Annotated in this window: 28 protein-coding genes and 1 tRNA gene; 7 read left to right on the top strand and 22 right to left on the bottom strand. The window is 67.3% G+C overall.

All coding sequences use genetic code 11. The annotated features are described in order from the left end of the window. Window positions 1-8 precede the first annotated feature (8 nt). The 4 genes from rplT to BMX93_RS01135 all read right to left on the bottom strand — a co-directional run bounded on the left by rplT (window position 9) and on the right by BMX93_RS01135 (window position 2,497). Complete coding sequence (gene rplT, locus BMX93_RS01150; protein WP_091966795.1) at window positions 9-380, bottom strand: 50S ribosomal protein L20; 372 nt, start codon at window positions 378-380, stop codon at window positions 9-11. 47 nt (window positions 381-427) lie between these two features. Then, complete coding sequence (gene rpmI, locus BMX93_RS01145) at window positions 428-622, bottom strand: 50S ribosomal protein L35 (protein ID WP_091966883.1); 195 nt, start codon at window positions 620-622, stop codon at window positions 428-430. Window positions 623-718: 96 nt separating this feature from the next. Then, the gene (infC, locus tag BMX93_RS01140) at window positions 719-1,414 is read right to left on the bottom strand and encodes a translation initiation factor IF-3 (protein ID WP_245725652.1); all 696 of its coding nucleotides are present in this window, start codon (window positions 1,412-1,414) and stop codon (window positions 719-721) included. Window positions 1,415-1,681: 267 nt separating this feature from the next. Beyond that, on the bottom strand, window positions 1,682-2,497 hold the full coding sequence (locus BMX93_RS01135; RefSeq protein ID WP_091966791.1) for a nitrilase-related carbon-nitrogen hydrolase: 816 nt from the start codon (window positions 2,495-2,497) through the stop codon (window positions 1,682-1,684). Window positions 2,498-2,658: 161 nt separating this feature from the next. Here BMX93_RS01135 and BMX93_RS01130 point away from each other — a divergent pair, with 161 nt between their 5' ends. Further along, entirely contained in the window at window positions 2,659-3,162 is a 504-nt protein-coding gene (locus BMX93_RS01130) for a hypothetical protein (protein ID WP_091966790.1), read from the top strand. A gap of 57 nt (window positions 3,163-3,219) precedes the next feature. On the opposite strand, the gene hisG is transcribed toward BMX93_RS01130, so the two are convergent. Continuing rightward, window positions 3,220-4,068 carry an ATP phosphoribosyltransferase gene (gene hisG, locus BMX93_RS01125; protein ID WP_091966881.1) on the bottom strand — a complete coding sequence of 283 codons (849 nt, stop codon included), beginning with the start codon at window positions 4,066-4,068 and terminating at the stop codon, window positions 3,220-3,222. Between the two features lie 63 nt (window positions 4,069-4,131). Next, window positions 4,132-4,398: a phosphoribosyl-ATP diphosphatase gene (locus tag BMX93_RS01120; RefSeq protein ID WP_091966788.1), complete on the bottom strand. Its 267-nt coding sequence runs from the start codon at window positions 4,396-4,398 to the stop codon at window positions 4,132-4,134. Window positions 4,399-4,524: 126 nt separating this feature from the next. On the opposite strand from BMX93_RS01120, the gene ftsH reads away from it, so the two are divergent. Beyond that, window positions 4,525-6,612 (top strand): ATP-dependent zinc metalloprotease FtsH, encoded by a 2,088-nt coding sequence (gene ftsH, locus BMX93_RS01115; protein ID WP_091966786.1) that lies wholly within the window; start codon window positions 4,525-4,527, stop codon window positions 6,610-6,612. A 174-nt stretch (window positions 6,613-6,786) separates the two neighbouring features. Here ftsH and mshC read toward each other — a convergent pair whose 3' ends face one another. Next, window positions 6,787-8,043 carry a cysteine--1-D-myo-inosityl 2-amino-2-deoxy-alpha-D-glucopyranoside ligase gene (gene mshC, locus BMX93_RS01110; RefSeq protein ID WP_091966784.1) on the bottom strand — a complete coding sequence of 419 codons (1,257 nt, stop codon included), beginning with the start codon at window positions 8,041-8,043 and terminating at the stop codon, window positions 6,787-6,789. Between the two features lie 64 nt (window positions 8,044-8,107). Here mshC and BMX93_RS01105 point away from each other — a divergent pair, with 64 nt between their 5' ends. Continuing rightward, complete coding sequence (locus BMX93_RS01105; RefSeq protein WP_091966879.1) at window positions 8,108-9,094, top strand: aldo/keto reductase; 987 nt, start codon at window positions 8,108-8,110, stop codon at window positions 9,092-9,094. A 54-nt stretch (window positions 9,095-9,148) separates the two neighbouring features. On the opposite strand, the gene BMX93_RS01100 is transcribed toward BMX93_RS01105, so the two are convergent. Further along, a complete protein-coding gene (locus BMX93_RS01100; RefSeq protein WP_245725651.1) occupies window positions 9,149-9,400 on the bottom strand; it encodes a DUF5703 family protein in 252 nt (83 codons plus the stop codon). 239 nt (window positions 9,401-9,639) lie between these two features. On the opposite strand from BMX93_RS01100, the gene BMX93_RS01095 reads away from it, so the two are divergent. Further along, window positions 9,640-9,727: transfer RNA gene (locus BMX93_RS01095), tRNA-Leu, on the top strand. Between the two features lie 567 nt (window positions 9,728-10,294). After that, window positions 10,295-11,131, top strand: a complete 837-nt coding sequence (locus tag BMX93_RS01085; RefSeq protein WP_091966780.1) for an undecaprenyl-diphosphate phosphatase — start codon at window positions 10,295-10,297, stop codon at window positions 11,129-11,131. Window positions 11,132-11,165: 34 nt separating this feature from the next. Here BMX93_RS01085 and BMX93_RS01080 read toward each other — a convergent pair whose 3' ends face one another. Together BMX93_RS01080 and BMX93_RS01075 are read right to left on the bottom strand one after the other, a co-directional pair. Next, window positions 11,166-11,561: a NifB/NifX family molybdenum-iron cluster-binding protein gene (locus BMX93_RS01080; RefSeq protein ID WP_177170003.1), complete on the bottom strand. Its 396-nt coding sequence runs from the start codon at window positions 11,559-11,561 to the stop codon at window positions 11,166-11,168. After that, window positions 11,558-12,886 carry a TrpB-like pyridoxal phosphate-dependent enzyme gene (locus tag BMX93_RS01075; RefSeq protein WP_245725650.1) on the bottom strand — a complete coding sequence of 443 codons (1,329 nt, stop codon included), beginning with the start codon at window positions 12,884-12,886 and terminating at the stop codon, window positions 11,558-11,560. The genes BMX93_RS01080 and BMX93_RS01075 overlap by 4 nt, the downstream gene beginning before the upstream one ends. Before the next feature lie 252 nt (window positions 12,887-13,138). On the opposite strand from BMX93_RS01075, the gene BMX93_RS01070 reads away from it, so the two are divergent. Continuing rightward, entirely contained in the window at window positions 13,139-13,591 is a 453-nt protein-coding gene (locus BMX93_RS01070) for an OsmC family protein (RefSeq protein ID WP_091966777.1), read from the top strand. On the opposite strand, the gene BMX93_RS01065 is transcribed toward BMX93_RS01070, so the two are convergent. The 10 genes from BMX93_RS01065 to BMX93_RS01020 all read right to left on the bottom strand — a co-directional run bounded on the left by BMX93_RS01065 (window position 13,585) and on the right by BMX93_RS01020 (window position 22,657). Then, window positions 13,585-14,730 carry a DNA-processing protein DprA gene (locus tag BMX93_RS01065; RefSeq protein ID WP_091966775.1) on the bottom strand — a complete coding sequence of 382 codons (1,146 nt, stop codon included), beginning with the start codon at window positions 14,728-14,730 and terminating at the stop codon, window positions 13,585-13,587. The genes BMX93_RS01070 and BMX93_RS01065 overlap by 7 nt on opposite strands. After that, on the bottom strand, window positions 14,727-16,265 hold the full coding sequence (locus BMX93_RS01060) for a YifB family Mg chelatase-like AAA ATPase (RefSeq protein WP_091966773.1): 1,539 nt from the start codon (window positions 16,263-16,265) through the stop codon (window positions 14,727-14,729). Before BMX93_RS01060 ends, BMX93_RS01065 begins: the two co-directional genes overlap by 4 nt. Continuing rightward, a complete protein-coding gene (locus BMX93_RS01055; protein ID WP_091966871.1) occupies window positions 16,262-16,627 on the bottom strand; it encodes a YraN family protein in 366 nt (121 codons plus the stop codon). Before BMX93_RS01055 ends, BMX93_RS01060 begins: the two co-directional genes overlap by 4 nt. Before the next feature lie 148 nt (window positions 16,628-16,775). Next, entirely contained in the window at window positions 16,776-17,090 is a 315-nt protein-coding gene (locus tag BMX93_RS01050) for a DUF2469 domain-containing protein (protein ID WP_091966771.1), read from the bottom strand. After that, window positions 17,087-17,722: a ribonuclease HII gene (locus BMX93_RS01045; RefSeq protein ID WP_091966769.1), complete on the bottom strand. Its 636-nt coding sequence runs from the start codon at window positions 17,720-17,722 to the stop codon at window positions 17,087-17,089. The genes BMX93_RS01050 and BMX93_RS01045 overlap by 4 nt, the downstream gene beginning before the upstream one ends. 9 nt (window positions 17,723-17,731) lie before the next feature. Next, the gene (gene lepB, locus BMX93_RS01040) at window positions 17,732-18,520 is read right to left on the bottom strand and encodes a signal peptidase I (protein WP_091966767.1); all 789 of its coding nucleotides are present in this window, start codon (window positions 18,518-18,520) and stop codon (window positions 17,732-17,734) included. Further along, window positions 18,517-18,873, bottom strand: coding sequence for a 50S ribosomal protein L19 (gene rplS / locus BMX93_RS01035; RefSeq protein WP_091966765.1), 357 nt, complete (start codon window positions 18,871-18,873; stop codon window positions 18,517-18,519). Before rplS ends, lepB begins: the two co-directional genes overlap by 4 nt. A gap of 246 nt (window positions 18,874-19,119) precedes the next feature. After that, entirely contained in the window at window positions 19,120-19,887 is a 768-nt protein-coding gene (locus tag BMX93_RS01030) for a succinate dehydrogenase/fumarate reductase iron-sulfur subunit (RefSeq protein ID WP_091966763.1), read from the bottom strand. After that, window positions 19,884-21,920: a fumarate reductase/succinate dehydrogenase flavoprotein subunit gene (locus tag BMX93_RS01025; protein WP_245725649.1), complete on the bottom strand. Its 2,037-nt coding sequence runs from the start codon at window positions 21,918-21,920 to the stop codon at window positions 19,884-19,886. Before BMX93_RS01025 ends, BMX93_RS01030 begins: the two co-directional genes overlap by 4 nt. After that, window positions 21,917-22,657, bottom strand: coding sequence for a succinate dehydrogenase cytochrome b subunit (locus tag BMX93_RS01020; RefSeq protein WP_091966759.1), 741 nt, complete (start codon window positions 22,655-22,657; stop codon window positions 21,917-21,919). Before BMX93_RS01020 ends, BMX93_RS01025 begins: the two co-directional genes overlap by 4 nt. 120 nt (window positions 22,658-22,777) lie before the next feature. On the opposite strand from BMX93_RS01020, the gene BMX93_RS01015 reads away from it, so the two are divergent. Next, the gene (locus tag BMX93_RS01015) at window positions 22,778-23,494 is read left to right on the top strand and encodes an alpha/beta hydrolase (protein ID WP_091966757.1); all 717 of its coding nucleotides are present in this window, start codon (window positions 22,778-22,780) and stop codon (window positions 23,492-23,494) included. A 14-nt stretch (window positions 23,495-23,508) separates the two neighbouring features. Here the strand turns inward: BMX93_RS01015 and trmD are convergent, their stop codons facing one another. Both trmD and rimM read right to left on the bottom strand, forming a co-directional pair. Then, window positions 23,509-24,231, bottom strand: a complete 723-nt coding sequence (trmD, locus tag BMX93_RS01010) for a tRNA (guanosine(37)-N1)-methyltransferase TrmD (RefSeq protein ID WP_091966869.1) — start codon at window positions 24,229-24,231, stop codon at window positions 23,509-23,511. Window positions 24,232-24,253: 22 nt separating this feature from the next. After that, window positions 24,254-24,802, bottom strand: coding sequence for a ribosome maturation factor RimM (rimM, locus tag BMX93_RS01005; protein WP_091966755.1), 549 nt, complete (start codon window positions 24,800-24,802; stop codon window positions 24,254-24,256). Between the last annotated feature and the right edge of the window lie 3 nt (window positions 24,803-24,805).

The following is a 24,805-nucleotide window of genomic DNA, read 5'->3' as shown; positions in this document are numbered from 1 at the left end:
TGGTTTTCTCAGGCAGCCTGAGGGGCCGACTGATTCTGCTTGGCAATCTCGACCAGGGCCGCGAAGGCGGCGGGGTCGGTGACGGCGAGATCGGCGAGGATCTTGCGATCCACCTCGACCTGCGCTGCCTTGAGGCCGTAGATGAAGCGGTTGTACGTGATTCCCTGCTCACGGGCCGCAGCATTGATGCGCTGGATCCACAGTGCGCGGAAGTCACCCTTCTTGGCGCGACGGTCACGGAAGGCGTAGACGCCCGAGTGCAGTGACTGTTCCTTGGCCTTGCGATAGAGGCGGGAGCGCTGTCCGCGGTAACCCGCGACGCTCTCCATCATTTCGCGACGCTTCTTCTTCGCGTTCACTGCGCGCTTGACGCGTGCCATGTGTTACTCCTAGCTGTGATGATGCAGATGTCTGGTGGAGGCGTCGGTCACTTGCCGAGCAGCTTGCGGGCCTTCTTGGCGTCGGCCGGTGAGAGCACCGCATCGACGGACAGCCGCCGGGTACGCCGGCTGGGCTTGTGCTCGTTCAGATGCGCCTTGCCGGCGCGAGCGTGCATGAGCTTGCCCGTCCCGGTGACGCGGAACCGCTTCTTCGCACCGGAATGCGTCTTCATCTTGGGCACTTCTCGCTCCATTTCTTGCCTGGCCCGGCGAGCCGGGCGTCTCGTTTCACTGTGGCCTCGAGGTCACGTCGTCGCCTCATGGGCTGAGGCTGGGTGCTACAGGTCGATATCGGAGTCCAGGTTGTCGGAGGGACCCCGCTTCTTCTTCGGCTGGCCCTTGGCCGCCTCGCGCAGCTGAGCCTCTGCCGCCTTGTCGATAGCCGCATCGGCCTCACGCTGGGCCTGTCGGCGGGCCCTCTCCTGCGCCTGGCCGGCACGGGCCTCGCTCTTCTTGCGCGTCGGTGCCACCACCATGTGCATGTTGCGGCCCTCGAGCTTGGGTGACTGCTCCACGAAGCCGTCGTCCTTCACGTCCTCGGCCAGCTTGCGCAGCAGATTGTGTCCCAGTTCCGGACGCGACTGCTCTCGGCCACGGAACATGATCGTGACCTTGACCTTGTCGCCACCGCGCAAGAAGCGCACGACATGGCCCTTCTTCGTCTCGTAGTCGTGGTCGTCGATCTTGGGACGGAGCTTCATTTCCTTGAGAACGGTGTTCGACTGGTTGCGCCGGGACTCGCGTTCCTTCTGGGCGCTCTCGTACTTGAACTTGCCGTAGTCCATGAGTTTGCACACCGGGGGGCGTGCCTCTGCCGCAACCTCGACCAGGTCGAGATCGTGCTCACGGGCAAGCTGCATCGCCTGCTCGACGCGGACGATGCCGATCTGTTCGCCGTTGGGCCCGACGAGCCGGACCTCGGGAACATGGATCCGCTCGTTGATACGGGGTTCGTTGCTGATTGTGTCCTCCAATGATGTAGCCGTCAGTGTCGCCCGCGCACATGGAAAAGGCCTTCGCCCGTGGACGAAGGCCTGGGAACGCCGAGGCAGCCATCACCGGCCAGGCCGGGTGACGGCAACATCACTGACCTGCCCGAGCGATCGGGAACAGGTGGGAAGCCCAGGCCTCCACTTGCGGGGTCGAGCGCCATGGGCGCCGAACAACCCAACCATACTAGCCGGTGAGCGAGCCCATGCCGAATCGGCACCGCGGATCGCGCAGCCGGGGCCGGCCGGTCCTCAGGCAGGCCCGCGATGACCGCCGGCCGACCGAAGCTGCGGGTCCCGATACTCGCGATTGGCGAGCACCGGGAGCACAGTGCGCGCCCGGGCCAGCGCACCGGGATCGACGTGGCCGATGAGCAGCTCAGGGCCAGTCCCCGCAGCCGCCACGACGACCCCCAGCGGATCGACGAGCAGGCTGCGCCCGATGTTCACCGAGCTCACCTCCGAGCAGGCGGCCAGGTAGACGGTATTCTCCACAGCGCGTGCCATGGCGAGCACCTGCCAGTGCATCTCCTTGAGCGGACCGGCTGCCCACGCCGCGGGCATCACGATGAGCTGGGCCCCGCGCACTGCCAGGCTGCGGGCCGTCTCGGGGAAGCGCAGGTCGTAGCAGATCATGAGGCCGATCGGCAGTCCGTCGATCTCGACCACCGGCGGCTCGTCGACCCCGGGCTGCACATGGCGCGATTCGCGGGCCGAGAAGGCGTCGTAGAGATGGATCTTCCGGTAGCAGGCCACCAGCTCACCGCCATCGACAATGAATCCGGTGTTGGCCACCCGCGCGCCGGGGACAGGTGTGTGCAGGCTCCCGGCGATTGCCAGGCCGAGGCGTGCGCTCACTGCCCGGATACCGCTGACAAGCGGCCCGTCGAGGGACTGGGGGTGGTTCGCGCCAGCATAGGGGTCCGCGCTGTCGCGCGCCGTGAGTCCCTCCGGCACCACGAGCATGCGCGCTCCCGAGGCCGCCGCCTGTTCGGCCGAAGCGGTGATCTGGGCAAGATTGGTCTCAGCGTCGGCAGCGAGCTTCAGCTGCCCAAGGGCGATGTCCATCTGGGCGACTCCTCGTCTGGGTGGCGCAGCGCATGCAGGATCCATCCACGCCGCGCGAGACCGTGCATCGATGCCGCGCGAGACCGTGCATCACATGCTACGTGCCCGTTGTGAGTGCTGAGTCCTCTATGCCTCGTCGTGGACTGTGACAGGCTTGGTGCATGACCTCCGAAGTCTTCGCGATCATCGTGACGATCGTCCTGGCCGGGGCCGGCGTGGTGTGGGCCGTGTTCGGCTGGCGCAGGATGCACAGCGGCCGCGCCGTGCTGCGCGGCCTCAGCGGCACCCTCGCCATCGTGGGATTGTGGATCACCGGCATACTCAGCCTGTTACTGGGCGGCGTGCGCGCCGTGCTCGGCTGGATCGTGGCCCAGCGCCTCACCACGCAGATGTGGATCGGCATCGCCACACTGGCCGTCGGAGTCGTCCTCTACCTGGTCAGCGCCCGGATCCCGCCGCTGACCCGTGGGCAGGCAAGGCAACGCCGTGAAACCGGCCGGCTGGATGCGCCGTCTGCTGTCTCAGCTCCGCCCGGCGCCGCCATCGCCCGGCCGCCCGCCGGCCCAGCGGCATCGCGGGGTCACAAGGGCCAAGACACCGCCATTCTGGGCAGTGAGGACGATGCAGAGATCACCGAGATCCTGCGCAAGCACGGCATCGAATGAGCAGATTCCCGCCGTGGGCTCTCGCTCGCCACGCCAGCGGGCGGCCGGGCAGCTGATTCACAGCCGGCAGGCTGCCAGATCGGTGACGAGGATCGCCCGGGCGCCCAGATCCCACAGCTCGTCCATGAGACGCTGGGCATCGGCACGGGGAACCATGGCCCGCACCGCTACCCAACCCTGCCGGGCCAGCGTCGAGACCGTCGGCGAGGCGAATCCGGGAGTGAGCTCACTGGCCCTGTCCAGCAGCTCGCTGGGGCAGTCATAGTCCATCAGCACATAGTTGCGTGCCACGAGCACGCTGGACAGCCGCCGGCTGAGATGGTCGAGCGCCACGGCATCCACCTCGCCGTTGTTGCGCTTGATGAGGATGCCCTCGGAGCGCAGGATCGGCTCGCCGAACAGCTCAAGCCCCGCCTTGCGCAGGGTTGTCCCGGTCTCGACGACGTCGGCGATGGCGTCGGCGACACCAAGGGCGATGCTCGACTCGACGGCACCATCGAGGTGCACCAGCCGAGCGCTCAGGCCGTGCTCGGACAGATAGCGCTCCAGCAGGCCCGGATAGCTCGTGGCGATCCGTCGGCCCTGGAGGTCTTCGAGCGAGTACTGGGCTCCCTTCGGTGCCGCGAAGCGGAAGCGACTCACCCCGAAGCCGAGCGCGAGGATCTCGCTGGCTGCCGCCCCGGAGTCAATGAGCATGTCTCGTCCGGTGATGCCCAGGTCCAGCGTGCCCTCGCCGACGTATACCGCGATGTCGCGAGGCCGAAGATAGTAGAACTCGACGCCGTTGGCCTCGTCGATGAGGACGAGTTCCTTGGAGTCGGTGCGCTGGGCATAACCTGCCTCGCGCAGCATCTGGGCGGCGGCTTCGGACAGTGCCCCCTTATTGGGGACGGCGATCCGGATCAAGTGCTGCTCGGTCACGAGGAATCCTTCGGAAGAGTTCGGGAGCGCTGCGGGGTGCAGCCCGGATCACAGATAGCGGTAGATGTCCTCGAGCCCCAGGCCCTGGTCGATCATCATGACCTGGCACCAGTAGAGAAGCTGACTGATCTCCTCGGCGGTCTCCTCGCGCGACTGGTACTCGGCGGCCAGCCAGACCTCGGAGGCCTCTTCGACGACCTTCTTGCCGATGGCATGGGTGCCCTCCGCCAGCTTCGCCACCGTGCCCGAGCCCTCGGGCTTGAGGTCCGCGAGGTGGGTCAATTCACCGAACAACTGGTCGAAGGTCTTACTCACGCGGCAAGCCTAGTGCACAGGCCGGCCGGCTCCCACTCCGTCCCTCAGCTCGTTCACAGCCCCCGCGGGAAGAGTTGGTCCTCCCCAGCCGTTTAGGATCAGTGGAGCAGGTAAAAGGAGGATTCCGTGTCCAAACCGACATCACCACCGGCCCAGGCGCGTGAGCAGGACCAGAACCACGATCCCGACGCGTCCAATGGTAAGCGGTGGAGCAGTGAGGCGCCCTCCGGGCCGCCCCCACTGGAATCCCCCAAGCCCTGGCACACCGAAGGCCTTCCGAACAAGCCCGGCGGAGACAAGCCGAAGCGTCCTGCCTGGCAGCGCTGGGTGCCCTGGCTGCTCCTGCTGGTGGTCTTCTTCGCGCTGGTCAGCTGGTTCAATGCCATGCAGGCGCCACCCACCATCAGCTACAACGAGTTCGTCGCCCAGGTGCAGGCCGGCAACGTGAAATCGGTGCACGCCAAGGGCGATTCGATCGACGGAGTGCTCAAGTCGCCGGCAGTGGTGCCGGACAGCTCCGACTCCAAGCGCGGCGAGAACTACACGCAGTTCACGACCGAGCGCCCCACCTGGGCGAACGACAACCTCCTGGAGATGCTCAACAGCCATGGGGTGACGGTCTCGGCCATCTCGGTGATCAGCCAGACAAGTCCGCTCATGAGCCTGCTCATGGCTTTCGGCCCATGGATCCTGCTCATCGGGGCGTATCTGTGGTTCGCCAACCGGATGACCAAGGGGGGCGGACTGGGCGGGCTGGGGATGAACAGAGAGGTGAAGCCCGTCCAGAAGGACACCGTGCGGGTCAACTTCTCCGATATCGCGGGGATCGACGAGGTGGAGGCCGAGGTCCGACAGATTGTCGACTTCCTGCGCAATCCCGAGAAATATCGTCGGGTGGGAGCCCGATCCCCCAAGGGCGTGCTCCTGGAGGGCCAGCCCGGAACGGGCAAGACGCTGCTGGCCCGGGCCACCGCGGGCGAGGCAGAGGTTCCCTTCTTCAGCGCCTCGGCCAGCGAGTTCATCGAGATGATCGTCGGCGTCGGCGCGCAGCGCGTCCGCCAGCTGTTCGACGAGGCCCGCAAGGCCGCCCCGTCGATCATCTTCGTCGACGAGATCGATGCCATCGGCCGCTCCCGGGCATCCAATCGTTCGCTGGGCGGCAACGACGAGCGAGAGCAGACCCTCAACCAGATCCTCACTGAGATGGACGGCTTCGACGGCACGGAGGGAGTCGTCGTCATGGCCGCGACCAATCGCGCCGACGTGCTCGACCCGGCCCTCACTCGCCCGGGGCGGTTCGACCGGGTCATCACCGTCAGCTCGCCGGACCAGAAGGGCCGCGAATCGATTCTCAAGGTGCACACCCGCAATATCCCGGTGGCCGACGATGTGGACCTGGCCGCGGTCGCTGCGGCGACACCCGGCATGACCGGTGCCGAGCTGGCGAATCTGGCCAACGAGGCAGCCCTCCAAGCGGCCCGTCGTGCCGACACTGTCGTATACCAGCGCGACTTCACCAATGCGCTGGAGCAGATCCAGCTCGGCGTGGCGCGATCGGTGGTCATCCCCGACGACGAGAAGCGCCGCACCGCCTACCACGAGTCCGGCCACGCGCTGCTCGGCATGCTCCAGAAGGGCGCCGACCCGGTGCGCAAGGTCTCGATCATCCCGCGTGGCCAGGCACTGGGGGTCACGCTGTCCACCCCCGACACCGACCGCTATGGGTATGACGAGGAGTACCTGCGCGGACGGATCGTCGGTGCCCTCGGTGGAATGGCTGCCGAGGATGCCGTCTTCGGTGTCACGACCACCGGCGCCGAATCCGATCTCAACCAGGCCACCGCCATCGCCCGCCAGATGGTGGGCAAGTGGGGCATGAGCCACGAGATCGGTCCGGTCACGGTGCTCAACGACGAGGTCGACCCCCGCCAGCTGGGCATCAGTGACTCGACCCTTGCGACCGTGGACGCCGAGGTCCGCCGGATCATCGGAGAATGCCAGGAGCGCGCGGTCTCGCTGCTACGCGAGCACCGGGCCCAGCTGGACGCTGTGGCGACAACGCTGCTCGCCAAGGAAACCCTTGACGAGAGCGAGGTCTACGCGGCCGCCGGCATCGAGCGTCCCGCACGGCTGGCACAGCTCGAGGAGAGCCCGATGCCCGGTGCCGATGTGCCGCAGATGGTGCCGCCCGGCGGGCAGACGCAGATCGGCTGAGGCGCCCAGGACAGGAATCGGGTCGTGCGGACACTCACCAGCGGATGACACCGCTGGACGCAGCGCACGACCCAATTCTCCGTTGTGCCACGGCTTGCCAGGCGGGGTGGGTGCCCGCGGTTGAGCTCCTTGCAGCTCAAGTTCTTGCAGCTCAAGTCCTGACAGCCCAGATCCTTAGAGTGCGATGCCGAGCAGGGCGTCCGCGGCGGCGGCCATCTCGCCCGGTGCGGCGAGATCGTGGCCCTCGTCGGCGAGCACGGCAGAGGTCCACTCGTCGATGACTGCGAGCGCAGTGGGCGTGTCGAGGTCGTTGAGCAGGCTGTAGCGCACATCGGCGATCACCGGCTCGGACGCTGTGCCCCGCGGTGCGTGAGCGGCGGCGCGCCAGGCATCGAGACGACGTTGGGCACCTTCCAGATCGGCTGTCGTCCAGTCCCAGTCGCTGCGATAGTGGTGTGCCAGAAGCGCCAGGCGGATGGCCATCGGGTCGACCCCTGTGTCGACCAGGCGGCTCACCAGCTCCAGGTTTCCGCGGGACTTGCTCATCTTCTCCCCATTGAGCCCGACCATGCCGACATGGGCGTAGTTGAGGGCGAAGGGCCGGTGCGTGGCACTCATGGCCTCTGCCGCGCACATCTCGTGATGGGGAAACGCCAGGTCTCGTCCGCCGGCCTGTACCGCGAACTCACTGCCGAGTCTGTTGAGCGCAATGGCCGTGCACTCGATGTGCCATCCTGGCCGCCCGCGCCCCAGGGGCGAATCCCAGGCAGGTTCCCCTGGCCGTTCCATGCGCCACACCAGACAGTCCAGCGCATCGTGCTTGCCGGGACGGTGGGGGTCTCCGCCGTGTTCCTCGAACTCGGCGAGCATCTGCTCGCGGCTCAGATGGCTGACCTCACCGAAGCCGGCGGCCTGGTCGGTCCGGAAATACCAGTCGGGATACTGAGGATCGTCGATCCGGTACACGCTGCCTTCGGCACGCAATGTCTCGACGAGCTCGACGACCTCGCCGATCGTCTCAGTGGCGGGCACGTACCACTGCGGCGGCAAGACGCGCAGCGCCTCCATGTCGCTGCGGAACAGGTCGATCTGCGAGGCGGCCAGCTCCCGCCAGTCGGCGCCAGTCTGCTCGGCACGCTCCAGCAGCGGGTCGTCCACGTCCGTGACGTTCTGCACATAGTGGACCCTCAGCCCCAGATCGCGCCAGACCCGGTTGAGCACGTCGAAACTCACATAGGTGAAGGCATGTCCCAGGTGCGTCGCGTCGTAGGGGGTGATGCCGCACACATAGAGCCCGGCCTCCCCTCGTGCCGGGCCGACGGGCACGAGGCGGCGGGCATCGGTGGTGACCAGGGACGCCGTTTCGGGAAGTCCGTAGGGGGCGGGGGTGACGGGAACTGCAGGGACCTCTACCTGGCGCCAAGCGTGCATGGCTCCAACCTACCGGCTCGCACTAGGCTCTCCAGACATAGTCATCCACGAGGACGGGGGCATGATGCGCACGCGCACGGTCGGCGGCAGCGGCCTCGAGGTGAGCCGGCTGGGCCTGGGCACCATGACCTGGGGAAGCGATACCGGCCTGGATGCCGCCACCGAGCTTCTCGCCAGCTTCACCGAGGCAGGCGGCAATCTCGTGGACACCGCTCCCGCCTATGGGGACGGGGTGGCAGAGGAGATCCTCGGCCGGCTCATGCACACCGTCATCGCACGCGATGACCTCGTCATAGCAACCAAGGCGGGGTTCGGACGCAAGGGCACCCATCGTGTCGTCGACACGTCGAGAAAGGCGCTGCTGGATGACCTGGCGGGCTCGCTGCGCCGGCTGCACACCGATCACATCGATCTGTGGCAGGTGCATGCCTGGGGCTCCGCGCCCATCGACGAGACCCTCGCTGCGCTCGATGTGGCAGTGAGTTCCGGCATGGTGCGCTATGTGGGGGTGTGCAACTACATCGGCTGGCAGATCGGCACCGCGGCCGCCTGGCAGCACGCGGTTCCCGGACGTGCCGGCCTGATCAGCGGCCAGGTGGAGTACTCGCTGCTCGCCAGGCGCGCCGAGATCGAGGTGATTCCCGCGCTGGCCCATCACGAGATGGGGCTGCTGGCATGGTCGCCCATTGGACGCGGCGTGCTCACCGGCAAGTACCGCACGGGAACCCCGCGCGATTCGCGAGGTGCCCGAGACCACTTCAGCTGGTTCGTGGAACCCTATCTGGAGTCGCGCAGCCGCTCGGTGACCGACGCAGTGGTGCGCGCAGCTGACGGCCTGGGACTCACGCCGGCCCAGGTCGCCATGCTGTGGGTCCGCGACGCCCCGGGAGTCACCGCTCCGCTGCTCGGCGCACGCACTGCGGAACAGTTGTCGGGCTATCTGGGGCTCGATGACGTGCACCTGCCCGAGCCGATCGTGCATGCCCTCGACGATGTCACCGGAGGACCGAATCAGGGGCGCCAGACCCAGGAGATGGGCACCCCACGCTGAACTGCACCCGCACATCGTCCGGTTCCCCCGCGAGAACAGATCGGCCCGGCGGGCTCACGCGAAGACAGTCAGGCGAGCGCGGATGATCTTGCGGCGCAGCCAGATCTCGCGGGAGCCGTCGCGGTAGCGCCGCACCCGGGACAGTTCCCAGTCATCGTGCTGGGCCTGCTCCGTGAGCAGCCGTCGGACCTGGTTGCGAGAGACCCACCGGGGAAGTTTGATCTTCTGGACCTCGAACTCGACACCCGCGCGCAGCTGACGGGTGAGTTCGCTCGACGCGATGTAGAGGGTGGGCTGGAAGTCCATGGTGCCTCCTTCGACGGTCGCGACCACCGAGCGGGCAGCGCCGTTCCGCAGATGATAGCCGCGGCGCCCAGCAGTCCACCACAGTCCGGACAGCGCAGACGCCAGGACGGGCAGGCAGGCCCGGAGCTGTCCTCTGCGGGCTCCCGCCGTGTGCCGCCGGGAGCCCGGACGACGGCCATTCGCGTTCCGCGCCGTTTTGGTGCTAGTCTGCTCTGGCGTCGCGGGCGACCGTGGTGCATGTCCGGGTGGCGGAATAGGTAGACGCGCTAGCTTGAGGTGCTAGTGCCCGATTAAAAGGGCATGGAGGTTCAAGTCCTCTCTCGGACACCCTTGTGATCTGGTACGGAATGTGGCCCGTGCCGAATGTGGATGTCTCGGGCCCGCGCGGCGTGGGCTCGAGTGACCTGGGCGCGGGCGTCTTCGAGGGTGGTGGCTCGGGTCCACGCGGCGTGGGCTCGAGCCCATTGTCTTTCCGCCCCGGGGGCGCCCTCCAGGATCGACCACCATGAGGACGAGCTCCATGGCGCGCTGCGGCTCAGCTCCGAGCGGCCTGTCTGTCAGACCGGATCGCCCGAAGATCCAGCGCCCCGGCGATCCAACGAATTGCTGTTCGAGCCGATGGCCGGCCGGCAACGACGCCAGCTCACCGTCCGCGCCACATCGTCCACCGGTGCTTCGCGTCCGGACCTCGTCGACCGATCCCTGTTCTCGGCCTGCTGCTGGGCCCCCGGGCGCGGGAGCTGGCCTGCTCGGCTGCGTCGGGAAGTCCGGGAGGTCGATGATCCGGACTGAGGGCGCACCCAACCTGTTCGGTGCCACTGATCCACGGCCGCGTGGTCTAGCCTTGGTCGCTGTCATCGCCGTCTGGCGCCGCCTACCATGCAAGGGTCCCGAATGAACCTGTTCCACGCCATCCTCCTGGGCATTGTCGAGGGAATCACCGAGTTCCTGCCAGTCTCCAGTACCGGCCATCTCAACCTGGTCGAGAAGCTCCTCGGGTACCAGATCGACTCCGCCGGCATGACCGCCTTCACCGCCATCATCCAGGTGGGTGCCATCATCGCCGCCATCATCTACTTCAGGAAGGACATCGTCGCGATCATCGCGGCGTGGTTCCGCGGGCTGGGCAATGCGCAGGCACGCACCGACCCCAACTATCGGATGGGCTGGGCCGTCATTCTCGGCTCGATCCCCGTGGCCGTCGTAGGACTTCTCTTCAAGAACGCCATCGAGACGACACTGCGCTCGATGTGGGTCGTGGCCGGCGCCCTCATCGCGTGGAGCATCGTCATGGCGATCGCCGACCGGATGGACAATCTCCATCGCTCCATCGAGGACGTCACCTGGAAGGACGGTCTCATCATCGGCCTGTTCCAGGCACTCTCCCCGCTGTTCCCCGGTATCTCTCGCTCCGGAGCCACCATCTCGGCCGGAATGTTCCGGGGCCTGGATCGGGTCTCGGCGACCCGCCTGAGCTTCTTCCTGGGCATCCCCGCGCTCGTCGCAGCAGGCGGGCTCGAAGCGGTGAGCCAGGCCAGCGCGGTCTCAAGCACCGTCGGCTGGACGGCGACGATCGTCGGCACCGTGGTCTCGCTCGTGGTGGCCTATGCGTCCATCGCCTGGTTGCTGCGCTTCGTGTCGAAGAACTCGTTCACCGGATTCATCGTCTATCGCGTCGTCCTGGCTGCCCTCATCATCGTGTTGCTGGTCACTGGCACCGTCACAGCCTGACGCCCAGCGCCCGGCTCCCGCCGGGATGGAGGTCTCAGTCGTCCTCGCCCAGGCGCCGGACGATCGCCACGACGGCATCACGCGCACGCATAGTGGTGGGCACGCCGAGCACGATCTGCGGCCCCAGCTTGTGGAGGGAGTGCAGCATCCCTCCGCCGATCTCGGTGGCCCCGACAGCGGTCACGTGATTGGCCACCATGAACCGCACGACGCGCGCATGGTGCTGGCCGTGCTCGGAGCTGTCGTGCAGGACATCCCAGCCCACGTGCTCGACCCGCCAGTCCACCACCGCGCCGTCCTCAACGGTGGCGATGGCGACATCGGGGGCGCGGCCGAACCGTGGGTCAACGAACTCATCAGGAGTGACGGGTATCGCCACCACCCATTTCTGCGGTGCGGCGGGCTCGGTGGTTTCGTCGTTGTCGCTCACGTGCGATTCCTTCCTGCATAGGCGGGCAGATCGAGGACCCCGTTGCCGGAGACCCCGATGACGACGACCTCGCCCGCTACGGCCGAGCTCGTCACGTAGTCCAGCGCGGCGGCGATGGCATGGGTCGATTCGGGAGCGGGGATGATCCCCTCGGCCCTGGCAAAGGCCACGCCGGCGCGGAAAGAATGGTCCTGGTCGATGGCCACGGCATCCATGAGGCCCAGGTGGATGGCATGGGAGACCATCGGGCTCATGCCGTGGTAGCGCAGCCCGCCGGCGTGGATCGCCGGAGGCACGAAGTCGGTGCCCAGCGTGTACATCATGAGCTTGGGGGTGAGGCCCGCGACATCTCCGAAGTCGTAGCGGAACTCGCCCGCAGTGATGGACGGGCAGGCGGCCGGCTCACAGGCGACGAAACGCGTGGTGCCGCCCTCGCGCAGATTGCGTCCGATGAGGGGGAAGGTGAGGCCTGCCAGATTCGAGCCGCCGCCTGCGCATCCGAAGACGATGTCGGCCTGGGATTCGCCGACCTGCGCCAGCTGATCGAGGAGCTCCAGGCCGATCACGCTCTGATGGATCATCACGTGGTTGAGCACGCTACCCAGCGCATAGTGGGTGCGCGGATCACCGGCTGCCGTCTCCACGGCCTCGCTGATCGCCATGCCCAACGACCCGGTCGTGTCGGGCAGACGTGCCAGGAGTTCGCGCCCGGCGCGGGTCAGGCGCGAGGGCGAGGGATGGCAGCTCGATCCGTACACCTCCATCTGATAGCGGCGATAGGGCTTCTCGTCGTAGGAGGCCCGCACCTGCCAGGTCTGCGAGTGCATCCCGAACAGTGCGCAGGCGAATGCCAGCGAGGCACCCCACTGGCCGGCACCCGTCTCGGTGGTGAGCCGGTCGATCCCCTCCACCTTGTTGTAGTAGGCCTGCGGGACAGCGGTATTGGGCTTGTGGGAGCCGGTGGGACTGACACCCTCGTACTTGTAGTAGATCTTGGCCCTCGTGCCGAGGCTGCGTTCCAGGCGCAGCGCCCGTCGCAAGGGGCTCGGGCGCCACAGCGCGTAGACCTCGCGGACGGCCTGCGGAATGTCGATGTAGCGCTGTGTGCTCGCCTCCTGGGCGATCAGCCCCATAGGAAACAGCGGTGCCAGATCGGCGGGCGTCACTGGCTCGTCGGTGGCGGGGTTGAGCGCTGGCGCGAGGGGCTCGGGAAAGTCGGCATTGAGGTTGTACCACTGGCGAGGGACGCTCGACGGCACTTCCTCACCAAGGGGGCGGATGGCTTCTTGCGCCTCGGGATATCGAAGCTCGTGGTCGTGGTTCACGGAATCCCTCCACTGCATCATCGGCAGGTGACCGGCCGCCGGTGCCGCCCGATCTCGAGTCGGGAGCCCACGCCGAGAAGCGGGGCCGTTTCGACCCTATGCAAGCAGGCCCCGGCCCACAAACCCATCTCATTGCGGGCACGCCTCGCGCCGCGCGCCGGGGAATCGACCTCGACGGGGTGATGATGGGTTACGGCGGGAAGTGCCCGCCAGCGAATCGCTCGCGCCGAGCCGAGCCGAGGAGACCGTCTCATGGACACCGCCGCCAGCCTTCCGGATCGTTGTGCCGCTGTGGAGGATCCCCCGCTCTACCGGGCGGTCGTGGTGAACACCGGGGGTATTGCGGGACGCGTCGAGGAGACCGAGACCGGCACCCGTGTCCCGACCGGGGCACCAGGCCACCCCGAGGCGGGTGCGAACCCGGAACAGTTCCTCGCGATGGCGTGGAGCACCTGTCTCAACGCGACGGTGATCTCCGTGCTGGAGCGCAATCACGTCGACGCCACCAGCCGGGTGCGCGTGGAGGTGGAGTTGCACCGCGAACCGAATGGCCAGTACTTCTTCACCCCGACTGCCTACGTGGCCATCGAGGGGCTCGACCGAGACCGGGCGCAACGCTTTGTCGCCATGGCCCACAGGCGCTGTCCGGTCTCCAAGCTCCTCGCCGGGGATCGCGGCGTTCGTGTCCTGCTGGAGGACTACTGAGTCGTGGCACAGCCTGGGCGCATGAGTCTCCACCGGCCCGGGCCAGGTTGACTGACCAGCCCTGCCAGTTCCAGACGCACCAGGGCACCCTGGCATGCCGCAACGCCGATTCCCGAGGCGACGGAGATCTCGTCGAAGGTGGCCTCCCCGCGCGCCGGCAGAGCCTCGCGCACCGCGAGCAGAGTGGGGTCGAGGTCATCGAGCTCCCGGGCCCTGCCCACCAGTGGCAACTCGTCCTGCTCGCCGACCGGGGTGATGAGTGCACGGACATCGTCGGCGCCGGTGACGAGCACTGCTTCGGCATCGCGGATGAGTCGATGCGGGGTCTCGCTCAGCGCCGAGCTCACCGGACCGGGGACAGCAGCGAGCACTCGTGACAGCGCCGTCGTCCAATGTGCCGTATTGAGTGCACCGGAGCGTGCTGCGGCCTCCACGACCACCGTCGCCACCCCCAGCGCTGCGATGAGCCGATTGCGTGCCAGGAAGCCTGCCCGGGTGGGCCGAATGCCGGGCGCGAGCTCGCTGATCACCAGCCCTTGGCGGGTGATGCGATCAAGGACCGCGCTGTTGCCCCGCGGATACCAGGCGTCCAGTCCGCCGGCCATGACGGCCACCGTCGTCCCTCCCGCAGCCAGGGCACCCCGGTGGGCCGCGATGTCGATGCCGTAGGCTCCCCCGCTGATCACCGGGAACTCCCCGGACAGCCGCGCCGCGAGCTCGGTGGCCACGGCCTCGCCATAGCGGGTCGAGCTGCGCGCACCGACGATCGCCACCGGCCGATGGACGTCCTCGCACAGCTCGTCCAGGCGAGCTGGGCCCTTGGCCCATAGCGCGATCGCCGACCCGGACATCTCGCCGACCGGCACGAGCCGGTCCAGATCTGCCAGCCGGGAGGGCCACTCCTGGTCCCCGGGCACCACGAGACGCAGCCCGCAGTGCTCGGCCGCCCTCATCAGATCACTGACATCGAGTGCTGCGGCACGCCGGGCCCAGGCGCTGTCGTCTCCCAGGGCCCGCAGGCCCTGGTAGACCTGTTCGGCACCCTGCTCCTCGACCAATCGGGCAAGTCCGGGTTTGGCTGGCTCGCAGATGTGGCTCAGTGCGGCCCTGGCGAGGCGTTCGCGGGACCACTGCTTCATGATGCTGCCCCGCTCAGCCAGGAGCCGCTCCTCAGCCCCATCGCCGCGGCGAGATCATCACTGGCGATGCGATCATGCCCGGCGAGATCGGCCAGCGTCCATGCGACGCGCAGCACCTTGTCGACGCCCCGGGTGCTGAGCAGCCCCCGGTCCACGGCGGCGTCGATGATGCCGATGTCGTGGGGAGCGGGAAGCTCGTTGCGCACGATGGTGCCCGGCAGTTCCGCATTCGTATGCCATGGGCTGCCGCGCAGCCGGCGCGCCTGCCTGTCGCGGGCTTCCAGCACGCGCTGGCGCACCACCTCCGAGGACTCGGCAGTGCACTCCTGGGCCGCCTTCAGCCCGATGGCCCCCTGGGCGCTGAGATGGACATGGATGTCGACCCGGTCGAGGACGGGTCCGGACAGCCGCTGGGCGTAGCGGCGCACGGTCATGGGTGTGCACCGGCAGCTGCGGCCCGCCACGCCATGGTGCCCGCACGGACAGGGATTGGCCGCCAGCACCAGCTGGAAGCGAGCCGGGTAGCGTACCGTGGCGCCGCTGCGGGCGATGGTGACCCATCCCGACTCGAGTGGAGTGCGCAGGGCCTCGAGGACGCGCGGCGAGAACTCAGGGGCCTCGTCGAGGAAGAGAACCCCCCGGTGGGCCAGCGAGATGGCACCAGGGCGGGCGACCCGCGCACCACCGCCGACGATGGCGGCGACCGTGGCATTGTGATGGGGGTCGGCAAAGGGCGGGCGGCGCACCAGGCCATTGCCGAGTTCGAGACCGGCCAGCGAATGGATGGCCGACACCTCCAGTGCCCGCTCGTCGTCCAGATCGGGCAGCAGCCCCGGAAGCCGATGGGCGAGCATCGTCTTGCCAGTTCCGGGCGGGCCATGCATGAACAGATGGTGCGCGCCGGCGGCAGCCACCTCCACCGCCCAGCGGCCTTCGTCCTGACCCGCGACATCGGCCATGTCCGGACACGGGGTCTGCGGATCGGGAGGTCCTGCCTCCTCGGGCGCGGTGGTGCACACGGGACGGCCGTGCAGCACCTCCACGAGCTGAGCCAGATCGCTGACACCCCAGATCGTGAGCCCCTCGACGAGGCTGGCCTCGCGCACCTGCCCGGCAGGCACCACGGCTGTCTCGAAGCCCGCCTGCCGGGCGGCAAGCAGGGCAGGCAGGATCCCACGCACCGGCCGCACCCGCCCGTCGAGGCCCAGTTCGCCGAGCAGCACGGTACGCGCGGCGATCGCCGGCGGCACAATGGCGGCACAGGCGAGCACGGCGGCAACGATGGCCACGTCATAGTGACTGCCGGCCTTGGGAAGGTTGGCAGGAGTCAGATTGATGGTGACCAGGCTCTCGGGCCATTTCAGGCCGGCGCCGAATACCGCTGCCCGGCAACGGTCGCGGGCCTCGTAGAGCGCAGCGTCTGGCAGCCCGACGAGGACGGTGCGGGGCAAGCCCGCGCCCTGGGCTGCTTCCACCTCGACGGGAGTCCCCTGCACCCCGACCAGCGCCACGGACCACGCCGACCCGGTGGTCACGTCAGCCCCCGCACATGACGCATGAGCGGCATCCGGCCCGGGAGCTTCGTGATGCCGATGGCGTCGATCCGGATCGCCGACACCGGTCCGTTGGCCGCCAGCCAGCTCGCGGCGCACCGGCGCAGATGCCTCATCTTCGCCGCCGTGATGGCCTCCAGCGGATCGCCGAAACCCACCCCAGTGCGTAGCTTCACCTCGACGAAGACCACAGTGTCGTCGTGCCCGCCGCCTGGTTCTCGCGCGATGACGTCGAGCTCGCCAGCCGGGCAGCGCCAGTTGCGGGCCAGGATCTGCCAGCCGAGCCCTCGTAGATACCCGACCGCCGCGTCCTCACCCATCCTCCCGGTGACAACTGTGCTCACCGTCGCCATGATCACCACCTCCGCCAGGAGTGTTGGTGAATCCGGCGACTCCACACCATGTGCCCGCTTGCCGGGGACAAGGCTCGGGGCCATCATCCACAGGGCTTGACGCCCTCGATGACGCCTGTTGGTTGGTGGCCGCCGCGGATCAGTCCCCCTCGGGAACCTCCAGGTCGCTGTGCTGGATCTCCTCGATGGAGACATCGCGGAAGGTGAGCACCTTCGCCGACTTCACGAAACGTGTGGGCCGGTACATGTCCCACACCCACGCATCGCGCATCGACACCTCGTAGTACACGTCGCCGCCCTCGGTACGCACCTTGAGATCGACGGCGTTGCACAGGTAGAAGCGCCTCTCGGTCTCCACGGCGTACTTGAAGATGTTGACGACGTCCTTGTACTCGCGGTACAGATCAAGCTCGAGCTTGCTCTCGTAGGCATCCAGATCATCGGCGCTGCTCATGGTTCGACCAGCCTAGCCGCTCTCCGGACGTTCGCGTAGCTGCGCCTGTGCAGCGCGCAGGGCCCCAGGGTTTCCAGCCGACGCTGGTGCTCAGCCGTCGGGTAGCCCTTGTGGATCGCGAAGCCATAACCGGGAAAGTCGCTGTCCGCCGCCACCATGACCCTGTCCCGGGTCACCTTGGCGATGATCGATGCCGCCGCCACGGCGGCGCACACCTGATCCGCCTTCCACATGCCCAGTGCGGGCACCGTGAGCCCTTCCACCCCGAAGCCATCGGTGATGACGAATCCGGGAACCGTGCCGAGACGGCACAGCGCCCGCCGCAAGCCCTGCAGGTCGGCCTCCTGCATACCGAGCCGATCGCACTCACGGGGCTCGACGCTCACGGCAGCCCATGACACGGCCTTCTCGGTGATCTGGCCGTAGAGCCGCTCTCGGGCCGCCGGACGCAGCAGCTTGGAGTCGCGCAGGCCTTCGATTCGACACTCGGGGCGGTCGTCCAAGACAACCGCAGCAGCGACCAGAGGGCCGGCACAGGCCCCGCGCCCAGCCTCGTCAGCGCCCGCCACCGGGCCAAGACCTGCCGCGCACAGCGCGGTCTCGTAGCGGGAGACGAGTGCGGCACCGCTCATCGGTGCAGGTCAGCAGGGCTTCTCGGTGACGACCGGGGTGGCCGGCGCGGGACCCGGGGCAGGCACCGAGGCGAAGCTTGCCGGGATGTGGAAGCGGGTCAGCCGGTCGAAGGGCATCGCAATGCCCACCACTGGCCCCGTGATATCGGACTCGGGCACAAAGGCGTTCTGACCCGGCGTCTGGTTCGCCCCGACAGCATCGCACAGGTGGTATCGCGAGTCCCGCGAGTCACTGCGATTGTCGCCCAGCACGAAGACCTCTCCGGCGGGCACGACGACATCGAAGTTGATGTCGCTGGGTCGCACCTGCACTCCATTGGCCGAGTAGAGATAGGAGCGCTCGTCGAGCGCCACCCCATTGACCGCGATCTGTCCGGTCGCGGTGCAGCAGCGCACGTGGTCACCGGGGACACCGATCACCCGCTTGACCAGATGGTCGGTGGACGACGCGGGTGCGATACCGAGGAACTCGAAGACCTCGCGGACGGGACCCACCGACACTGGGGTGCTCTCCAGCCAGTTGTCGGGATCCTTGAAGACCACCACGTCACCGCGGTGATAGCTTGCGGTCTTCACCACGACGACGCGGTCGCCGATGGCCAAGGTGTTCTCCATCGAGGCCGAGGGAATGATGAACAGCTGCACGAGGAAGCTGCGGATGAGCGCCGAGATCACCAAGGCGATGAGGACGATGAGCGCGAACTCGCCCAGAAAGCCGAAGAAACCCTGCTTGCGCTGGGGTTTCTTCGGCTTGTCGGTGGCACCGTTCGGATCGGGTGCCGCAGCCGGCTGGCTCACGCGTTCTCGCGCTTCTCCTTGATCTTCGCGGCCTTGCCGCGCAGACCGCGCAGGTAGTAGAGCTTGGCGCGTCGCACATCACCGCGACGCTCGACCTCGATGTGGTCGATGATCGGGCTGTGCAAGGGGAAGGTACGCTCCACGCCGCATCCATAGGACACCTTGCGCACCGTGAAGGTCTCCTGCACACCTGCCCCATCGAGGGAGATGACCACACCGGCGAAGACCTGGATGCGGGACTTGTTGCCCTCGACCACCTTCACGTGGACTCGCACCGAATCGCCGACGCGGAAGGCAGGAATGTCATCGCGCAATGATTCCTCGTCGAGCGCGGCAATGAGGCTGTTGGTCATAGTGTTTCCTCGCCGGTGCCACAGGTCACCCGTTGACAGATCACGATTGGTGCTGGGTTCTGGGCAGTCCCCCCGTGGCAGGAGCCATGAACCGCAACGACCAGCCATTCTTGCACACCAGGAGCGCTGACACCAATCACTCGCCGGTGGATGCCCGGGCGCCGACGACTCGCCGTCGAGTGACCGGGCATCACGGCAGGTCAGGAGGCGAGTAGCGAGAACCCGCCTCCTGACCTGCCGGTCGTCCTACTGGGCCTTGCCGACACCGCTGAACAGCGACGCGATGAAGTCGCGGTTCAGCTGGGTGATGCTGTCCAGCGTGATGCCCTTGGGGCACACGGCCGCGCACTCGCCGATATTCGTGCAGTGCCCCAGCCCCTCGGCATCGTGCTGGGCCATCATGTTCTTGACACGCAGCTTGCGCTCGGGCTGCCCCTGGGGAAGGTTGGCCAGATGGGCCACCTTCGCCGAGGTGAACAGCATGGCCGAGCCGTTCGGGCAGGCCGCCACGCAGGCGCCACAGCCGATGCAGGTGGCTGCATCGAAGGCCCGATCCGCCTTGAACTTCGAGATGGGCGTGGCATGCGCGTCCGGCGCGGCGCCGGTGTTCACCGACACGAAGCCGCCGGCTTCGATGATGTGATCGAGGGCGGAGCGGTCCACGACAAGGTCCTTGACGACCGGAAATGCGCCGGCCTTCCAGGGCTCGATGGTGATGGTGTCGCCATCCTTGAACCAGCGCATGTGGAGCTGGCACGTGGTGGTGCGCACCGGAGAGACACCGCGGCCATGGGCTGTGCCGTTGATGACGACGCCGCACATGCCGCAGATGCCCTCACGACAGTCCGAGTCGAAGGCAACCGGCTCCTCGTTCTTCTCGGTGAGATCCTCGTTGAGCTGATCGAGCATCTCCAGGAAGGACATGTCGGGGCTGATGCCGTCGATCTGGTAGGTCTTCATCGCGCCGGTGGACTCCGCGTTCGCCTGGCGCCAGATGTTCAGTGTCAGCTTCACTTGTAACTCCGTTGCTTGAGTTCGATTGCCTTGTAGACCAGGGGCTCCTTGTGAAGCACGGGCTTGACGCCCTCGCCCTTGAACTCCCAGGCCCCGACATAGAGGTACTTGTCGTCGTGGCGCAGCGCCTCGCCCTCGGGTGTCTGGTGCTCGACGCGGAAGTGCCCGCCGCAGCTCTCGCGGCGGTGCAGCGCGTCGACGCACATGAGTTCACCCAGCTCGAAGAAGTCCGCGACCCGCCCGGCGCGCTCGAGGGTCTGGTTGAGATCCTCGTTGACACCGGTGACCTTGACGTTCTCCCAGAACTCCTTGCGCAGCGCCCGGATCTTCCCGATCGCCGTCTTGAGGCCCTCGTCGCTGCGCGCCATGCCGCAGTACTCCCACATGATGTGGCCGAGCTCCTTGTGGAAGGAGTCGACCGAGCGGTTGCCATCCACGGCGAGCAGCTTCTGGATGCGCTCCTTGGCGGACTCGACGGCCTCGAGCACCGCGGGGTCGTCGTCGGCCAACCGGCCAGGATGGTTGTCGGCCAGATAGGAGTTCACGGTATTGGGCAGCACGAAGTAGCCGTCCGCAAGACCCTGCATGAGCGCCGAGGCGCCGAGGCGGTTCGCGCCATGGTCGGAGAAGTTCGCCTCGCCGGCCACGAACAGGCCGGGCACCGAACTCTGCAGGTCGTAGTCGACCCACAGTCCGCCCATGGTGTAATGCACCGCCGGGTAGATGCGCATCGGAACCTCATAGGGATCGTCAGCGGTGATCTGCTTGTACATATCGAACAGGTTCCCGTACTTGGCGGAGACGCCGTCCTTGCCGAGTCGCGAGATGGCTTCGGAGAAGTCGAGGTAGACACCGCGGCGCACCAGGCGCTCCGAGCCGTCGGGTCCGATCTCCTTGACCTCGGGTCCGACACCGCGGCCCTCATCGCACATGTTCTTGGCTTGGCGCGAGGCGATGTCGCGAGGCACCAGATTGCCGAACGAGGGGTAGATGCGCTCCAGGTAGTAGTCGCGGTCCTCCTCGGGAATCTGACGGGGATCCTTCGCGCAGTCCTCGGCCTTCTTCGGCACCCAGATGCGGCCGTCGTTGCGCAGCGATTCGCTCATCAGCGTGAGCTTCGACTGGTTGTCGCCGTGCACCGGGATGCATGTGGGGTGGATCTGCGTGTAGCAGGGGTTGGCGAAATAGGCACCCTTGCGGTGTGCCCGCCAGATGGCCGTAGCATTGCAGCCCATCGCATTGGTCGACAGGAAGAAGACATTGCCGTAGCCACCGGTGGCGAGAACTACTGCGTCGGCCGTCCAGCTCTCGATCTCGCCGGTGATCATGTCGCGGGTGACGATGCCGCGGGCGTGCCCGTCCTTGACGATGATCTCGACCATTTCGTGACGGGTGTGCAGCTCCACCCTGGCCGCCGCGACCTGGCGCGAGAGTGCTTGGTAGGCGCCGATGAGCAGCTGCTGCCCGGTCTGGCCGCGGGCATAGAAGGTGCGCTCCACCTGGACGCCGCCGAACGAACGGTTGTCGAGCAGGCCGCCGTACTCCCGGGCGAAGGGAACGCCCTGGGCGACGCACTGGTCGATGATGTTGGCGCTGACCTCCGCGAGCCGGTAGACATTGGTCTCGCGGGCTCGGTAGTCACCGCCCTTGACCGTGTCGTAGAACAGCCGGTAGACCGAGTCGTTGTCGTTCTTGTAGTTCTTCGCCGCGTTGATGCCGCCCTGGGCGGCAATGGAGTGGGCGCGCCGGGCGCTGTCCTGGTAACAGAAGTTGAGGACCTTGTATCCCGCCTCGCCGAGCGAGGCGGCCGCGGCGCCACCGGCCAGGCCGGTACCGACGACGATGATGGTGCGCTTGCGCCGATTGGCCGGATTCACCAGCTTCGCGTTGAACTTGCGATCCGACCAGATCTTGTCGATCGGCAGATCGGTGTTCGCCTTGGTGTCGTGGATCTCGGCACCGATCTCGTAGTACTGGTCGTCACCGGACGGCGCGAGGCCGCGCGTGCTGGTGGGCGAGGTGTTCTCGGTCACGAGTTGATCACTCCAAACGCGATGAGGGTCGGGACCAACATGAACCCGGCGAAGATGAGAAAGGCGACGATCCAGGAGCATGCCTTGATGACCACCGTCGAGGAGTGCCCCACGCGCCAGCCCAGTGTGCACATGGCCGAGTAGAACCCGTGCCACACGTGCAGGGAGACCGCCGCCATGGCGACGAAGTAGATCGCGTAGATGCCCCAGTTCTGGAAGGCGAAGACCACTCGCAGATGGGACGGCGTCGACGGATCGGAGTAGCCGATCTTGATGATCTGGTCAGTGAACATGAACAGATGGAAGGGGATGAACAGCAAGACGATGAGCCCGCTCCAGATCATCGTGCGTGCCGCGAAGCTGCCCTCGAGGTAGCGGCGCATCGTGTACCGGCGCACGCTCAGACCAGCCGAATGCGCATGCCGAACAGTGTCACGGATCACCAGGTGCAGCGCCATGACGACATGAATGAGGACGGCCGCGGCGATAACCAGCCGGAAGATCGTGAGGAAGAAGTACGGAGGGAGAACCGGCTCGAGAAAGTGCCTCAGGTAATGGGCGTAGGCGTCGAAGTCCGCACCACTGATGAGCAGCTTCAGGTTGCCGAACATGTGCATGAGCAGGAAGGCGACCAAGATCATTCCGGTGATCGACATCGCGAACTTCTTGGTCACCGACGACCGAAGCGCCCTGCTCTGCGGGGTCGTGTCCGCGGAGAGAGTAGTTAGAGTTGCCACGGCAACACACTAGATCACGCCCTCCTCGTTCGAGACACCGCCTCGCGCTGGTGCGCGGCTGCGCGGTTGGCCTTCTCATCTGCTGGTCACCGGGCGTCTCGACGTTGCTAGTCTCAGGGCATGCCCAGATGCGAGGTGAGCTTCCGGATCGACGCCGATCGGGACGCGGACCTGGGTCTGGCAGTGGCGATCGCGCCGGGCGGGGCCTACGAGATGATCGCCGATCACGAGGGGGAGCCGGTGGCCCGCTGGTTCGCCTCGGTGGGAGTCAGCGCAGCAGTGCTGGACTACCCGGTGGGGCAGCGGCATCCGGCGCCTTTCGATGCCGCAATGGAGGCCTTCGACGAGCTGCGCCGCCAGCCGTCCTGGCGTGGCCGCACGGTCGGGATCGCCGGGTTCTCTGCAGGAGGCCACCTTGCAGCGATGTGCTCCACCCCGCAGGCCTACGGCTGCGCCGCCGTGCCCCCGGCCTTCAGCGTACTCGGCTATCCCGTCATCGCGATGGACGCCCAGGGCCATGAGCTGTCGACCGCAAACCTGCTCGGCCCCACGCCGGACGACGCGACGAGAACCCATTTCAGCGTGGACACCGTGGTAGGCGCCGCCACCCCGCCGGCCTTCATATGGCACACCGCCGACGACCCGAGCGTTCCGGTCTCCCACTCACTGCGCTACACCGCTGCCTGCCGGCGCGCGGGAGTGCCGGTGGAGTTGCACGTCTTCGAGCACGGGGCACACGGACTGGGCCTGGCCGAGCATTCGCAAGCCGAGCCCTGGCCCGGGCTGTGCGCCCGCTGGCTCGCGCGTCGTGCCGGCGCATCGCACCCGGGTCGTTGACGCCGGGGCAGCACTCAGCTGCGTGAGGGTGGCTGGCCCAGCAGATCGGGACGGCGCGCCCGAGTGGTCTCCAGGGAGCGGGCCGCCCGCCAGTCGTCAACCGCGCCGTGGTCGCCCGACAGCAGCACTGGCGGCACGTCGAGCCCGCGCCAGCGCGCAGGCTTGGTGTACACCGGGTACTCCAGCATCCCCTCGGTGTGCGGTGAGTACGACTCCTCGACCAGCGACTCCGGGTTCCCGATCACCCCGGGGACCAGCCGCACGATCGCCTCGATCATGGCGAGCGCCGCCACCTCGCCGCCGTTGAGAACGTAGTCGCCCAGGCTCAGCTCGCGCACCTCGAAGTACTCGCGAGCCCAGACCATGACCCGCTTGTCGATGCCCTCGTAGCGTCCGCAGGCGAAGGCGAGTCTGGGGGCACTGGCCAGCTGCCCAGCAACCCGTTGGGTGAAGGGCTCGCCGGAGGGCGTGGTGAAGACGAGGACCGGCCGCTCCGTGCCCGGCGGACAGCTCCCGAGCAGCGCATCGAGCGCCTCACCCCACGGTTCGGGCTTCATGACCATGCCCGCCCCACCGCCATAGGGGGTGTCGTCGACGGTGCGGTGGCGGTCGTGGGTGAACTCGCGCAGATCGTGGGTGTGAAGCTCGATGAGCCCGGCGGCCAGGGCCTTGCCGATGAGGCTGAGCCGCAGCACATCGAAGTACTGCGGGAAGATGCTGATCGTGTCCAGGCGCAGTGCCGGGCGCGCCGCCCGCTCCTCACTCACCGCCACCACTACCGTCGTCGATTGCCCGGTCGTCCACCAGCCCGGGGACATCGGCCAGCTGGACGAAACCCTGCGCGAGGTCGACCAGCGGGACCAGCGCCGAGACGAAGGGCACGAGCCGGGCACCGGCGTCGGTACGCACGCTCAACAGGTCCTGGGCAGGCATATGGAGAACCTCGCCGATGGTGCCCACGGACGTTCCCTGGGCGTCACGCACGTCCAGTCCCACGAGCTGGCGGTCGTAGTACTCGTCGTCGTGCTCGGGAGTCTCCTCGGCGGGTACCTCGGCCAGCAGGACGGCACCGCGCAGCTCTTCTGCACTCGTGCGGTCGCCGACCCCCTCGAAGCTGACAAACAGATGGCCAGCTGACCAGCTCCTCGAGGCGATGCGCAGGGCCCGGCGCGAACCCTCGACGAGAAGGTTCTGGCCGGGCCCCAGACGCCTCTCGGGCTCGTCGGTGCGCAGCGTGAGGCTCACCTCGCCGCGCACGCCGTGGGGCCTGCCCACGACGGCGACGACGATCTCCACCGTGCCCGCCATGGC

This window comes from Propionibacterium cyclohexanicum, assembly GCF_900111365.1.
Taxonomy (GTDB): domain Bacteria; phylum Actinomycetota; class Actinomycetes; order Propionibacteriales; family Propionibacteriaceae; genus Propionibacterium; species Propionibacterium cyclohexanicum.
The sequence above is the reverse complement of the archived record's forward strand: the minus strand, read 5'-3'. Positions and strand labels throughout refer to the sequence as shown.

Coding starts and splice junctions, on each gene's coding strand:
- BMX93_RS01065 (WP_091966775.1), bottom strand. CDS start 14,730: ATGAAGCAGTGGTCCCGCGAACGCCTCGCCAGGGCCGCACTGAGCCAC.
- rimM (WP_091966755.1), bottom strand. CDS start 24,802: ATGGCGGGCACGGTGGAGATCGTCGTCGCCGTCGTGGGCAGGCCCCAC.
- BMX93_RS01050 (WP_091966771.1), bottom strand. CDS start 17,090: ATGAGCAGCGCCGATGATCTGGATGCCTACGAGAGCAAGCTCGAGCTT.
- BMX93_RS01070 (WP_091966777.1), top strand. CDS start 13,139: ATGGACACCGCCGCCAGCCTTCCGGATCGTTGTGCCGCTGTGGAGGAT.
- rplS (WP_091966765.1), bottom strand. CDS start 18,873: ATGACCAACAGCCTCATTGCCGCGCTCGACGAGGAATCATTGCGCGAT.
- BMX93_RS01135 (WP_091966791.1), bottom strand. CDS start 2,497: ATGGACATCGCCCTTGGGCAGCTGAAGCTCGCTGCCGACGCTGAGACC.
- BMX93_RS01100 (WP_245725651.1), bottom strand. CDS start 9,400: ATGGACTTCCAGCCCACCCTCTACATCGCGTCGAGCGAACTCACCCGT.
- BMX93_RS01130 (WP_091966790.1), top strand. CDS start 2,659: ATGACCTCCGAAGTCTTCGCGATCATCGTGACGATCGTCCTGGCCGGG.
- BMX93_RS01085 (WP_091966780.1), top strand. CDS start 10,295: ATGAACCTGTTCCACGCCATCCTCCTGGGCATTGTCGAGGGAATCACC.
- rplT (WP_091966795.1), bottom strand. CDS start 380: ATGGCACGCGTCAAGCGCGCAGTGAACGCGAAGAAGAAGCGTCGCGAA.
- BMX93_RS01105 (WP_091966879.1), top strand. CDS start 8,108: ATGCGCACGCGCACGGTCGGCGGCAGCGGCCTCGAGGTGAGCCGGCTG.
- BMX93_RS01045 (WP_091966769.1), bottom strand. CDS start 17,722: ATGAGCGGTGCCGCACTCGTCTCCCGCTACGAGACCGCGCTGTGCGCG.
- BMX93_RS01015 (WP_091966757.1), top strand. CDS start 22,778: ATGCCCAGATGCGAGGTGAGCTTCCGGATCGACGCCGATCGGGACGCG.
- mshC (WP_091966784.1), bottom strand. CDS start 8,043: ATGCACGCTTGGCGCCAGGTAGAGGTCCCTGCAGTTCCCGTCACCCCC.